Source organism: Methylobacterium sp. WL8, assembly GCF_008040045.1.
GTDB lineage: Bacteria > Pseudomonadota > Alphaproteobacteria > Rhizobiales > Beijerinckiaceae > Methylobacterium > Methylobacterium cerastii.
In genome coordinates this window covers 30,252-42,838 of record NZ_VRVF01000025.1, presented here as the reverse complement: position 1 = coordinate 42,838, position 12,587 = coordinate 30,252, and the positions used below count along the sequence as shown (strand labels likewise).

Below are 12,587 nucleotides of genomic sequence, written 5' to 3'. Positions count from 1 at the left end.
CGATCGTGCAAGGGCGGGTTGAATAAGGCAGATGCCGGGGGCTGGTCACGCCGCGCGCGCTGGTCCACACCGCCATCCTGATCGGCCGCCTGATGGAGCATCCCGGTTTGGACAAGGCTTCCCTCGCCCCGCACGCCCACCAGGTCCTCCAGGACGCGACGCTGCCGGAATGGCCGAACCATTACCGCGGCAAGGTGCGCGACAACTACGACCTGCCGGACGGGCGCCGCATCCTGATCAGCAGCGACCGGATCAGCGCCTTCGACCGGGCGCTCGCCGCGATCCCCTTCAAGGGGCAGGTGCTGACGCAGACCGCGCGCTACTGGTTCGAGGCCACCGCCGACCTCTGCGCCAATCACGTCCTCGCCTACCCGGACCCGAACGTGCTCGTGGGGCGTCGCCTCGACATCCTGCCGGTGGAGATCGTTGTGCGCGGCTACCTCGCGGGCAGCACCGCGACCTCGATCCTGACCCAGTACAAGGCCGGCGCGCGCGCGATGTACGGCCACACCCTGCCGGACGGGATGCGCCCGAACGAGCGGCTCCCGCAGGCGATCATCACGCCGACCACCAAGGCCGCCGACGGCGCCCACGACGCGCCGCTGACCGCCGACGCGATCCTCGACCAGGGGTTGCTGACGGCCGAGCAGTGGCGCACCGTGTCGGAGACGGCGCTCGCGCTGTTCGCCCGCGGCCAGCAGCTTTCAGCGCAGCGCGGGTTGATCCTGGCCGACACCAAGTACGAGTTCGGCACCGATTCCGACGGCCGCATCGTGCTCGCCGACGAGATCCACACGCCCGACAGCAGCCGCTACTGGTTCGCCAAGACCTACCCCGAGCGCTTCGCCGCCGGCGCCGCCCCGGAGAGCTTCGACAAGGACTTCGTCCGCAACTGGGTGGTCGCGCGCTGCGACCCCTACACCGATCCGATCCCCGAGATCCCGGCCGAGATCGTGCTGGAGACGGCGGCCGTCTACATCAACGCCTTCGAGACCATCACCGGGCGGACGTTCACTCTTCCCGATCCCGCCGAGGTGCCACTCGAGCGCATCCGCCGGAACCTGAAGGCGTATCTTTCTTAACCGCTCGGGTCGAGACCAAGATCAGATGGTCTCCGCCGCCCGCGAAGGTAATCGGATACTCGGTTCTGGAAAAACCGGCGTTCAAATCCTCCCCGTCATCCCGGGGCGCCGGAGGCGAGCCCGGGATCCAGAACCGCAGGTCGTGTTCCAGTCTGCTTCGTCGGCGGCTCTCGATCCCGGGCTCTGCTGCGCAGCCCCGGGATGACGGCGTGGAACGAATACAGGGCCGATCCCTTCGCAGGCGTCGAGGTCGGACAACAGCGTTGCTCGCGACGGGCGAGCGCAAAGTAAGCTTCCATCACGCCGGAACGACGTTCGCCCCCGTCAGGCCCCGGCTGCGAAGCGCGTTGCGGCAATCGACGACGATCACGCCGCTGTCGCAGATCGCCGCGTAATCGATCGCGTCGTGGTCGGTGACGATGAGGACGGCGTGGAACGCCGACAGCGTCTCGGCCGTGAGCGCCGTGGAGGTCGCGCCCTTCAAGGCCTTGTAGGCGCGGGTGGTCGGAACCGCCGGCACGAAGGGGTCGTGGTAGTCGACCTGCGCGCCGCGGGCCTGCAGCATCGTCCAGAGCTTGAGCGCGGGGCTCTCGCGGATGTCGGAGATGTTCTTCTTGTAGGCCAAGCCCACGATCAGGATGCGGCTGCCGGACAGGCCGCGGCCGGCATGGGCGTCGAGGGCGCGGACGAGCTTGTCGAGCACGAAGCCCGGCATCTGCTGGTTGATCTCGCCGGCGAGCTCGATGAACCGGGTCGCGATGCCGAACTCGCGCGCCTTCCACGTCAGGTAGAACGGATCGATCGGGATGCAGTGCCCGCCGAGGCCGGGTCCGGGATAGAACGGCGTGAAGCCGAAGGGTTTTGTCTTGGCCGCCTCGATCACCTCCCAGACGTCGATGCCCATCGCGTCGAAGATCACCTTCAGCTCGTTGACCAGTGCGATGTTGACGGCGCGGAAGATGTTCTCCGTCAGCTTCGTCGCCTCCGCCGTCGCGGTGGACGACACCATCACCGTCCGGGCGACGAAGCGCGCGTAGAGCGCCTCGGCGAGCCGCGCCGCGTCCGGCCCGTCGCCGCCGACGATCTTCGGGATCGTCGCGGTGCTGAAGGAGGCGTTGCCGGGGTCCTCGCGCTCCGGCGAGAAGGCGAGGTAGAAATCCGTTCCGCTGCGATGGCCGGTGAGCGCTTCGAGCAGGGGTCGCACGACTTGGTCGGTGGTACCCGGCCAGGTCGTGGATTCGAGCACGACGAGCTGCCCCGGCCGCAGCCGCCTGGCGATCTCCTGGGTGGTCGTGCGGATGAAAGACAGGTCCGGTTCGCGCTGCAGGGTCAGCGGGGTCGGTACGCAGATCAGGATGGCGTCCACCGCCGCCAAGCCGTCGAAGTCGGCGGTGGCGCGGAAGCGGCCGGACCTCACAGCCGCCGCCACCGCGTCGGCCGGGATGTGCTCGAGGTAGGTCTCGCCGCGCATCAACGTCGTCGGCTTGTCGGCATCGATGTCGAACCCGACCACGTCGAACCCGGCCCCTGCGGCCGCGAGGCAGAGCGGCAGGCCGACATACCCTAAGCCGATCACCCCAAGGATCGCGGCGCCGCCCGCGAAACGCGCGACCGCCTCCTCGACCGAGAGGCGGGGGCCGGCGGGTCGGGCTTCGCTCATCGAAGGGTGTCCATCGCCTGTCCCCGTGGACGGACCGGGCACAGAAGCCCGGATGCCGGATCCGATGCATGTCTTACCCGCTCCACGTCTTCAGGCCAGTGCGGGGGCATCGGTGCGGAAGGTTTTCCAGGCCGATCGTGTCCGGTGCAGATGAAGGTCTTGACCGGTCAAGACGGCTATGGGTTATGGCCGTCGTTCGAGAGTAGAGGCGGTCATGGCGGAAGATCACACCATCACGAAGGCACTTGCGGAGATCAGCCAGCGCCGCGATCTCCTTCAGGCCGAATACGAGCGGATCGGCACCGAGCTGGCGAAGCTGCAGATGGCCGAGGGCGCTCTGCGCTCGATCGTCGAGAACACGCCCCTGGACGCCGTCTCCGTCGCCGACGGCCCGGCCCGCAGAAACGCCGACCGCGCCGCCTCGAGCGGACAGCCCTCGACCCGCGGCCCGCGCGGGCCCCGGGCGAACTCCGCCAAGGGCCGCCTGCGGGCGCTGCTCGAAAGCGCCGGCCCGCAGGGGCTTTCCACCGCACAGGTGGCCCAGCGCCTGCCCGACGTCGCGCCGGCCACGCTGAACGCCTACCTCAGCGCCATGGCCTCCAGCGGCGAGGCCATCCGCCGGGGCGACTTCATCAGCATCGCCAAAGCCGCGCCGTCCGAGGCCGATCCCGAATCCGATGCCGAGGACGGTGATGAGGACGGTGACGAGGACGCCGCACCGGCCGACGACGCGGACGTCGAGGCCGACGAGGCGCCGGAGGCGCACTGAACGGCTGGCGCTGCCGCACGGCGCCCTGCGGGCCAGGCTCGGCAGGCGGTCGTCGAACGCTGAAAAGGTTCGTCAGAACGCGTTCGCGATCGATCGCTACGAAAGGAAGGCCGATTTCGTCGGCTGAGTCGAGGGTAATATCGGCGTCGCGATGAAGCCCTGGTCGCCGCCGGATCAGACCGTTCAGGCGGAAGTCTCCGCCGCCGGCAGGGCGATCGCGACGCGTAGGCCCGGTGCGTTGTCGGCCAGGGTCAGGCGGCCCTGGTGTAGCCGGACGACCGCGGCGACGAGGCTCAGGCCCAGTCCGAAGCCGGGCGCCGAGCGGGCGTCCTCCAGGCGCACGAAGCGGTCGAGGACGCGTCCGCGCTCGGCCTCCGGGATGCCGGGTCCGCAGTCGGCCACCGTGACGACGATCTCGGAGCCGGCCCGCTCGGCCGCCACCGCGATCGTGCCGTCGCCGCCGGAAGCGGTTCCCGCGCCGTACTTGATGGCGTTGTCGACGAGGTTGGCGAGCGCCTGCCCCGCGAGCTCGCGGTTGCCGTCGATGATCAGGCCGTCCGGCGCCGAGACGGTGAGGTGCAGGCCGCGCTCCTCGGCCAGCGCCTCGTAGAGTTCGCCGATCGCCCGCACCACCGGCCCGAGGTCGACGGGCGCCATCATCTCGCGGACGTTGCCGGCCTCCAGGCGCGCGATCATCAGCAAGGCGTTGAAGACCCGGATCAGACCGTCGCTGTCCTCGATCACGCCGTCGAGCGCGGCGCGCAGGGCGTCCGGCGAGCGTTCGCCGCGGAGCGCCTCGTCGGCGCGGTTGCGCAGCCGGGTCAGCGGCGTCTTGAGGTCGTGGGCGATGTTGTCGGAGACCTCGCGCAGGCCGCGCATCAGCTCGCCGATCCGCTCCAGCATCAGGTTGAGGTTCTGGGCGAGGCGATCGAGCTCGTCGCCGTTGCCCGCTACCGGCAGGCGCCGGCCGAGATCCCCCGCCATGATGGTGCCGGCGGTCTCGGTCATGGCGTCGACCCGCTTCAGCACGCGGCTGGCGACCACCCACCCGCCGATCACCCCGAGCAGGACCACGACGGCGAGCGAGGTGCCGAGGGTGCTGGCGATGACCCCGCGCAGGCGGTCGCGCTCCTCCACGTCGCGCCCGACGAGCAGGCGAAAGCCCCCCGGCAGGGTGAAGATCCGCACGATCGCCCGGTGGGTCTCGCGGCCCTGCGTCTCGCGGCTGCGGCCGTAGGTGGTCTCGGCCTGTCCCGGCGTCGCCAGCACGCTCGCGGGCAGGTCGCCGACGTTGCCGACCACGTGGTCGCCGTTGGCCGTGGTCACGAGGTAGAGCGAAGCGCCCGGCTCGGCCGCGCGCCGCTCGACAGCCCCGATCAGCCGGCGCAGCCCGCCGCCGTTGTACTGCTCGGCGAGCCCGTTGATCTCGGCGTCGATCGTCGAGACGATCTGGTCGTCGAGCACGCGCCGCGCGCTCCAGGCGATGGTGCCGAGCGCGACCCCGGCGCAGGCCGCGAACACGACGAGGTAGGCGATCGACAGCTTGAACGCCGTCGTCCGGAACAGTTTCTGGATGCGCGTGAGGGGGCCGTCCGGCGCCGAGGCGTGCGGCGTCACGGGGTTGGGATTCGCGACGGCGAAGGGACGGCCGTCGTCACTACGCCCGCGCCTCGTCGGCGCGCAGGATGTAGCCGGCGCCGCGGATCGTGTGGATCATCGGCGTTGCGGAGCCCTTGTCGAGCTTGGCCCTGAGGCGCGAGACGTGGACGTCGATGACGTTGGTCTGCGGGTCGAAGTGGTAGTCCCAGACGTGCTCCAGCAGCATCGTCCGGGTCACCACCTGGCCGGCATGGCGCATCAGGTATTCGAGCAGCCGGAACTCGCGCGGCTGCAGCGCCACGTCCTGGCCGGCCCGGGTCACGCGATGGGACAGCCTGTCGAGCTCGAGGTCGCCGACGCGGTAGGCGGTGGCCTCGGCGCTCGCGCCCGAGGCGCCGCCGCGGCGGGCGAGCACCTCGATGCGGGCGAGCAGCTCGGAGAACGCGTAGGGCTTGGGCAGGTAGTCGTCGCCGCCGGCGCGCAGGCCCTTCACCCGGTCGTCGACCTGCCCGAGCGCGGACAGGATCAGCACCGGCGTCGTCACCGCCTGCTCGCGCAGCGACCGGATCAGCGAGAGCCCGTCGAGCTTCGGCAGCATGCGATCGACGATCAGCACGTCGTAGGCGCCGTCGCAGGCGAGGCCGTAGCCGTCGAGGCCGTCGGTCGCGTGGTCGGCGACGTGGCCGGCCTCCCGGAACGCCTTGACGAGGTAGGAGACCGCCTCGCGATCGTCCTCGATGATCAGGAGCCGCATGGGTTCGGTCCATAGCGCGGACCGGGACGGGGCGGAATGGGTCTGGACGTTCACGATCCGGCTGTCCTCCTCCGATCGGTCGCCCGCATCCTGGAACCGCCCGGATGACCGGAGCATCGCGAAAAGATGACGGTTCGGACAGGTTCGCCGGTTCCGCGCGGCAGCCATGCGGGCGGGCGGGGATCGGATCGTGGGCCTTCGGCTTGTCCTGCCCCGCCGAGCGCATCGGATTTCAAGGACAGCCCGCATGAACGACATCTCACGCCGCACCCTGATCGCCGCCGGCACCGCGCTCGCCGTCGGAGGCGCCCGCGCCGCCGAGGGGCCGTCGCTGGAGCGGGCCGGCAAGGGCGCCGACGTGCTCGGGCCGCGCAACCCGGCGCGCGAGGCGGAAGACCCCAACACGGTCGCGCCGCCCACGACGGATCACGGCACCATGCCGAACCTGAAATGGTCCTTCGCCGACAGCCACATGCGGTTGGAGGAGGGCGGCTGGGCGCGCCAGACCACCGTGCGCGAACTGCCGATCTCCAAGGCGATGGCCGGCGTGACCATGCGCCTCAAGGCCAACGCGGTACGCGAGATGCATTGGCACAAGGAGGCCGAGTGGTCCCACATGATCAAGGGCCGGGCCCGGATCACCGCGATCGACGCGGAGGGCCGCACCTTCGCCGACGACGTCGGCGAGGGCGACCTCTGGTACTCCCCCTCGGGCATCCCGCACTCGATCCAGGCGCTCGAATCGGACGTCGACGGCTGCGAATTCCTGCTGGCGTTCGACGACGGCGGCTTCTCGGAGGATTCGACCTTCCTGATCACCGACTGGCTCGCGCACACCCCGAAGGACGTGCTCGCCAAGAACTTCGGCCTGCCCGAGAGCGCCTTCGCGAACATCCCGGAGCGCGAACTCTACATCTTCCCCGGCCCGAAGCCGGGCCCGCTGGCCGGCGACCGCATGGGCGGGGCCGGCCCGATCCCGAAAGCGTTCAGCCATCGGATGCTGGCGCAGGAGCCGATCCGCACGAAGGGCGGGACGGTGCGGATCACCGACACGTCGAACTTCCCCGCCTCGGAGACGATCGCGGCGGTCCTCGTCGAGCTGGAGCCCGGCGCGATGCGCGAGCTGCACTGGAACCCGAACGGCGACGCGTGGCAGTACTACCTCTCGGCCAAGGGGCGGATGACGGTGTTCGGCTCGGAATCGAAGGCCCGCACCTTCGACTATCAGGCCGGCGACGTCGGCTACGTGCCGTTCGCCATGGGCCACTACATCGAGAACACCGGCGACACGCCGCTGACCTTCCTCGAGATGTTCAAGAGCCCGCGCTACGCCGACCTGTCGCTGCGCCAGTGGATGGCGCTGACGCCGCACGCCCTCGTCCAGGCGCACACCCGGATCGATCCGAAGCTGATCGACGGCCTGTCGGCGAAGAAGGGGCCGGTCGTGCCGCTGTAAGAAGGCGGCTTACGCGTCGGTGCCGAGGCGGGCCGAACGGGCCGGGCCGGGCGGGGTGGCGCTCGGCGGCGCCTGCTGCGCGACGCTCGGCGGTGCGTCCTGGCCGCGGCCCGGCACGACGACGAGGCGCTGGATCTCGCCCCGCAGGTAGGCCTGCAGGAACGCCTGGTAGTCCTTGAACGAGACGCAGCCGTTCGAGGCGCCGGTCGGCCCGAGCATGTAGGTGTGGGCGAGGAGGCCGACCCGGCCGTAGACCGCACCGCTGCCGCTGACGGGGGTGAGGCGGATCGCGCGGACGCCGTGGAACAGGTCCTCCCGCTCGGTGAGGTCGTAGGTGCCGGGCGGCGTCGCGCCCCGCATGCGCACGTGGGCGTTGCGCGGGTCGTCCATGATCTCGCCGAGGCCGGAATGCGCTTCCAGCTTCGTGCCGTTGGGCAGCGTCACGATGCGCGCGCTGATGTCGTAGACGGCGACCGCCGCCGGGTCGGGGTTCGCCGGGGGCACGATCCGCTGCCGCGGCAGGGTCGCGGGCGACGGCGTCTCGAGGGCGGCGTAGGCCATGGCCGGCGTCGACGTGCGCTCGATCCCGAAGAACTTTTCCAGGAAGTTGCGGTCGTCGGGGGCGGGCGCCGGGATCGCCGCGGTCCGGGTGCGGCGCGACGCCTGCCTGTCGGCGCGGCGCGTCGTCTCGGTGCCGGCCGGGCGCCGGAATTCGGGCGGGCGCGGCACCGGCAGCGGCACCGTCTGCGCCGGAAGGCCGGGCGTCGCTGGGGACGGGTCCTGCGGGGCCGGCTCCTGCTGCGCGAACGGGGTGGGGGACGCCTGCTCGGGCGATGTTTGCTCGGACGGGGCCTGCGGCCGCCCGGCGGACCAGTCGGGGAAGGCTTCGAGCAGCGCTTCGCGCCAGCGCTGCCGGGCCTCCGCGCCGAGCGTCGGAGCCGGCTCCTCCGCCGCTTCGCTCGTTACCGGATCCGTCGAGGCGACCAGCGCCTCGGTGATTGTCGGCCCGCGCGGCAGGCCGCCGAGGACGACGCTCCCGGAGACCAGGGCGGCGACCGCCGCGACCGATGCCGCCCTCAGGGCGAGGCGCCGAAGGCCGGCGTTCGAACGATGGCGTTGCGCCGGGAACAGCTCTTGGGCGGAAGGGGCTTCTGCGAGGGGGTCTCGAACCATGAGGACGGCGCCCGTTTCGATACGGATGCCGTCGATCCCGAGCCGCTGTCGCCGGACGCGTCCGTGCGTGCGGTCGGACCGGCACCCTCCCGGCCCGATCGGCCGAGAGGGCAAAAGGCCCAGCCCGCCCGGCTTTTCCGGGGCGGGATTATGGTTGACCGAGGATGAATCGTGGCGGTTCTCGGCCCTGATTCATCGCTTCGGCGGTGCGATCAGGCGCTGGTCCTATTCGCCGTCGATCTGCCGGCCCATCTGCGCGATCGCGCGCTGGTACACCGTGGCGGCGTTCCAGCCCTGGAGCGCAGCGAAGTTCGGCTCGCCGGGCTGGTAGCCGGCCCCGGCCTGCCAGCCGTGGCCCTTCAGGAAATTCGCGGTGGAGCTGAGCGCCGCGCCGACGTTGTTGAGGTCGCCGGTCCCGTAGGTCAGCACGTTCTTCGGCAGGAACTGGGTGTGCCCGACCTCGCCATGCGCCGCGCCGCGGGTGCTGGACGAGAGCATGCCGCGATCGACGAGGGTGAGCGCCGCATAGAGCTGGTCGGTGAAGTAGGCCGAGCGGCGGCAATCGTAGGCCAGCGTCGCCACCGCCGACAGCGTGTTGACGTTGCCGCGCACGGCGCCGAACCCGGTCTCCATGCCCCAGATCGCCAGGAGCGGCCCTGGGGGGACGCCGTAGCGCTGCTCGATCTGCGCGAACAGGGCCGCGTTCTGGCGCTTCAGCGCCCGCCCACGGGAGACGATCGTGGTCGCGCCGCGTTTGGCCAGGAACTGGTCGAGCGAGAGCTTGAAGCTTTTCTGGCCGCGATCGGCCGAGATGGTGGCCGTGGAATAGTTGGTCTCGCGGAGCGCCGCGAGGCTCGCGGCGCTGGCGCGGCCCTGGGCCTCCTGGGCGAACTGAGACTTCCAGGCCTCGAAGCCGGCGGCCGAGTTGCCGCATTGGGCCGCCTCGGCGCCTCCGGCGAGACAGGCGAGCGCCACCGCGGCGACGGCCGCCAGTGTGCTGCGGCGCTTGGTGTCGGTCACGGAGATCTCCATCGCAAAGGCGGGGTCGGGCTGGGAAACGCGGCACGGTTCGGCCAGAACGGCACCGGGCCGGCTTTCCGGATTGTGGCTCGCTATGTAGCGGGCGATGCCGCCGGACATAACCCCAGGTTCGCCACCGAGGACAAGTTCATGAAGGTTGTTGCAGATCTGTGCATCGTGCCGATGGGCGTCGGCCCCTCGGTGTCGTCCTACGTCCGCGAGATCAAGGCGATCCTGGAGACGAGCGGGCTGAACGCCGAGATGCACGCCAACGGCACCAACATCGAGGGCGAGCTCGCCGACATCTGCCGCCTGATCGAGCTGTGCGAGGCGCGCCTGACCGAGCTCGGCGTGCAGCGCGTGTTCTTCACGATGGCGTTCTCGTCGCGCCGGGACAAGGCGCAGACGATGGCCGACAAGCTGACCGCGGTGTCGTAGCCCGGTCCGGACTTCCTCGCTCAGAGGTAGTGGCGAAATACCGTCTGGCCCACCGTGGTCTCGTGCTCCGCCGACATCAGGTCGGCCAGGCAGCGATAGGCCAGGAGCAGCCCGCCGGCGAAGGCGGCGAGCGCCAGGAGGAGGGGGCTCGCCAGGGGCGTCGCGGCGAAGGCGAGGGCCACGAGGACGACGGGAAGGTGCAGGAGCCGGGTCGCGGTCGTCATGTGTGCTGCCTCGCCGTCGTCAGGTCACCGATCGCACCGACGGTTAAGCACCGCGGATTGCACGAATGTTTCCTGCGCCCGACACTGCCGCGGCGTGGTGCTCCAGCGCACCTTGGCGTTCCGCGATCGGCACTTTCCTGCCGATCGCGGAACGCCGACGGCGTTGCGATCCCTACTCGTCGTCGTCCGGCTCGCCGCGATAGCGCCGGCGCGGCGCGTCGTATTCCTCCGATCGACGCGTCGGACGGTCGTAGTCGCGGTCGCGCCCGCGGTAGCCCGAGCGGTCGTCCGCGCCGTAGCCGCCGTATCCCCCGGAATTGCCGCGGCGGTTGTCGACGAGTTTCGGCGCATACCAGCAGCTCTTGCGTTGGCCGGGCGCGGGATCGCCGAAGGTCTGGGTGTTGCAGGCGATGACGCCGCCCTGCGGGAACGGGCGGCCGTTGGTCTTGCCCGGCACGCCTTAATACGCGTTCGTCGGATGCGGCATCCGGCAAACGCCGCCCTCCTGCGCACAGGGGATCGTGTTCACGGTATCGAGCTGCGCCTGGGCCGGCGAGACGCCGGCCGCGAGGAGCCACACGGCTCCCACCACGATGCCCGCCGGAGCGGTGTTTGCCTTGCGCACGCTATGTCCTCCCTCTTCGGTCGACGGACTTGCCGGTGCCGAGTCGGTGGCCTGCCTACCACACCGCGCTGCCGACGCGCACTGGCCGACGAGAGGCGTGCTCCGACGGAAGCGGATGGCGGATCCGACGCGATCGATGGAAGCTGGGTTGAAAGTCGAGTGCCGAGCGAACGCGAGACGATCAGCGGTTCGTGGCGGAGGGAGCGGGATTCGAACCCGCGATACCGTTTCCGGTATACACACTTTCCAGGCGTGCGCCTTCAACCACTCGGCCACCCCTCCGGACCCGGTGGAGGGCCGCGCCCCGCTTTAGGCGGGCGGCGGACGGTTCGACCGGGTGGCGTGCTGTACCCGCCGCGTCGCCCGCGTGCAAGCGGCTTGACCGTTCGGGCTCACGAGCGCGTGCGGCGGGAGGCGATCGAGGTCGCGGCGAGAGCGAGGACGGTGCCGAGCATCGCCGCGCCGCCCTTCACCAGGAAGTCGGAAAGGCGGCCGTGGCGGGTCAGGGTCAGGCCCTGCCCGAGTTCGAGGATCGCGGCGAGGGCGACGACGCCGGCGAGCACCACCGGCCAGCGGCGCGGGTAGGCGAGGACGAACAGCATCCCGAGCGCGCCGTAGGCCAGCGCCCGCTCGACGTTGGCGGGTGCCACGGAGGGCCGCAGACCGATCGGCGACAGGGTGACGAAGACGAGCGCGGCCACCACGAGCCAAGCCGTGACGCGAAAGAACGGTTGCATCGGTCCCTGTCGCCCGAGACCGGCACACTGGTCAATCATGCCGTTCGATGCAGGCGCGGAACCTTCAGTCGGTCGCCTCCGGCGTCAGAACCAGGATCGCGTGGTGAAGGAGTAGTCGACCTTCAGGCCGAACAGGAACTGGTTCGGGTCGCCGAACGGGCGCCGCACCAGGGGGCTGTCGCCGGAGGAGCCGAGGATGCGGGTGTAGCCGGCGTAGCCGGTATAGGCCCACGTCGCGTCCTGGGTGTAGGTGACGGCGCCGAGCACGCCCGCCGAGAAGAAGCTGCCCGGATCGTAGGCGGTGACCCGGCCGTTCGCGATGGCTTCGTCGGCGGTGACGCCGAAGTATTTGCGCGCGTACGACGCGTCGCCGATGTTCAGGCGCGGCCCGATCGAGAACTGGAACTGGTCGACCGGCAGGATGTAGTCCGCCCCGACCGAGCCGACGGTGCCGTGGTGGCCGTACACGCCCTGCCGCACTTCGACCCGGGTGCGGATCGACGGAATCGGAAAGAACTCGATGAACAGGCCGGGCTCGACGGCGAAGCGCGCGTCCCGGAAGCCGAAGAGGTGGCGGCGGTCGTCGCCGTAATAGCGGCCCGGCACGAAGCGCGCGGTCGGGCCGATGCGGAACACGGCGTTGTCGTAGAGCGAGAAGCTGAATCCGTCGTCCGGCGCGGCGAAGCGGCGGGGCTCGCCGGCCCGGCGCACGTCGATCGCCGGGTAGCCGATGACCGTGTAGTCCTCGGAGCCGGGATAGCGCGGCGTGAACTGCAGGTTGCCCGTCAGCGTGACGACCCAGGTGTCCGGGTCGACCTGCGAGAAGCTCGGCACCGCTCGCGGCATGATCGCCCCGAGGTCGGCGGCGAGCGCCGTCCCACCGAGCAGCACGGCCAACAGGCCGGCAGAAATGCCGAGGGAGGCCGCATGCGGCTTCGAGGCGACGGAGGCCGCATGCGGCTTCGAGGAAGGGCGAACCGCATTGCTCATGACCGATCTTATAGACATGCCGGCCCCTGCTTCGCCCGCGTTTCATCCTCTCGCGACCGC

At 70.5% G+C, this 12,587-nt stretch carries 14 protein-coding genes and 1 tRNA gene; 4 read left to right on the top strand and 11 right to left on the bottom strand.

The features are described from left to right. Nucleotides 1-92: 92 nt before the first annotated feature. Complete coding sequence (locus tag FV234_RS11310) at nt 93-1,082, top strand: phosphoribosylaminoimidazolesuccinocarboxamide synthase (protein ID WP_147829324.1); 990 nt, start codon at nt 93-95, stop codon at nt 1,080-1,082. A gap of 298 nt (nt 1,083-1,380) precedes the next feature. Here FV234_RS11310 and FV234_RS11305 read toward each other — a convergent pair whose 3' ends face one another. Further along, entirely contained in the window at nt 1,381-2,742 is a 1,362-nt protein-coding gene (locus FV234_RS11305) for a nucleotide sugar dehydrogenase (RefSeq protein ID WP_147829322.1), read from the bottom strand. A 178-nt stretch (nt 2,743-2,920) separates the two neighbouring features. Between FV234_RS11305 and FV234_RS11300 the strand changes: the two genes are divergently transcribed. Further along, nucleotides 2,921-3,511 (top strand): hypothetical protein, encoded by a 591-nt coding sequence (locus FV234_RS11300; protein WP_348643057.1) that lies wholly within the window; start codon nt 2,921-2,923, stop codon nt 3,509-3,511. A 183-nt stretch (nt 3,512-3,694) separates the two neighbouring features. Here the strand turns inward: FV234_RS11300 and FV234_RS11295 are convergent, their stop codons facing one another. Next, nucleotides 3,695-5,128 (bottom strand): HAMP domain-containing sensor histidine kinase, encoded by a 1,434-nt coding sequence (locus tag FV234_RS11295; protein WP_147829320.1) that lies wholly within the window; start codon nt 5,126-5,128, stop codon nt 3,695-3,697. 40 nt (nt 5,129-5,168) lie between these two features. Further along, a complete protein-coding gene (locus tag FV234_RS11290) occupies nt 5,169-5,864 on the bottom strand; it encodes a response regulator transcription factor (protein WP_147829318.1) in 696 nt (231 codons plus the stop codon). A gap of 247 nt (nt 5,865-6,111) precedes the next feature. Between FV234_RS11290 and FV234_RS11285 the strand changes: the two genes are divergently transcribed. Continuing rightward, on the top strand, nt 6,112-7,320 hold the full coding sequence (locus tag FV234_RS11285) for an oxalate decarboxylase family bicupin (RefSeq protein ID WP_147829316.1): 1,209 nt from the start codon (nt 6,112-6,114) through the stop codon (nt 7,318-7,320). Nucleotides 7,321-7,329: 9 nt separating this feature from the next. Here FV234_RS11285 and FV234_RS11280 read toward each other — a convergent pair whose 3' ends face one another. Together FV234_RS11280 and FV234_RS11275 are read right to left on the bottom strand one after the other, a co-directional pair. Next, nucleotides 7,330-8,493 carry a DUF2778 domain-containing protein gene (locus FV234_RS11280; RefSeq protein ID WP_147829314.1) on the bottom strand — a complete coding sequence of 388 codons (1,164 nt, stop codon included), beginning with the start codon at nt 8,491-8,493 and terminating at the stop codon, nt 7,330-7,332. A gap of 225 nt (nt 8,494-8,718) precedes the next feature. Continuing rightward, entirely contained in the window at nt 8,719-9,486 is a 768-nt protein-coding gene (locus FV234_RS11275; protein ID WP_238271984.1) for a lytic transglycosylase domain-containing protein, read from the bottom strand. A 177-nt stretch (nt 9,487-9,663) separates the two neighbouring features. Between FV234_RS11275 and FV234_RS11270 the strand changes: the two genes are divergently transcribed. Beyond that, nucleotides 9,664-9,951, top strand: coding sequence for an MTH1187 family thiamine-binding protein (locus FV234_RS11270; RefSeq protein ID WP_147763851.1), 288 nt, complete (start codon nt 9,664-9,666; stop codon nt 9,949-9,951). Nucleotides 9,952-9,971: 20 nt separating this feature from the next. Here FV234_RS11270 and FV234_RS11265 read toward each other — a convergent pair whose 3' ends face one another. From FV234_RS11265 to FV234_RS11245, 6 genes are all read right to left on the bottom strand, one after another. Next, a complete protein-coding gene (locus FV234_RS11265) occupies nt 9,972-10,175 on the bottom strand; it encodes a hypothetical protein (protein WP_147763852.1) in 204 nt (67 codons plus the stop codon). Between the two features lie 172 nt (nt 10,176-10,347). Then, nucleotides 10,348-10,632: a hypothetical protein gene (locus FV234_RS11260; protein WP_246686177.1), complete on the bottom strand. Its 285-nt coding sequence runs from the start codon at nt 10,630-10,632 to the stop codon at nt 10,348-10,350. A 3-nt stretch (nt 10,633-10,635) separates the two neighbouring features. Then, nucleotides 10,636-10,800 (bottom strand): hypothetical protein, encoded by a 165-nt coding sequence (locus FV234_RS26650; protein WP_246686176.1) that lies wholly within the window; start codon nt 10,798-10,800, stop codon nt 10,636-10,638. Nucleotides 10,801-10,992: 192 nt separating this feature from the next. Continuing rightward, a tRNA-Ser gene (locus tag FV234_RS11255) sits at nt 10,993-11,082 on the bottom strand. A gap of 110 nt (nt 11,083-11,192) precedes the next feature. Continuing rightward, nucleotides 11,193-11,537 carry a hypothetical protein gene (locus tag FV234_RS11250; RefSeq protein WP_147829312.1) on the bottom strand — a complete coding sequence of 115 codons (345 nt, stop codon included), beginning with the start codon at nt 11,535-11,537 and terminating at the stop codon, nt 11,193-11,195. A gap of 84 nt (nt 11,538-11,621) precedes the next feature. Next, nucleotides 11,622-12,527, bottom strand: coding sequence for a MipA/OmpV family protein (locus FV234_RS11245; protein ID WP_147829310.1), 906 nt, complete (start codon nt 12,525-12,527; stop codon nt 11,622-11,624). Nucleotides 12,528-12,587: the final 60 nt, after the last annotated feature.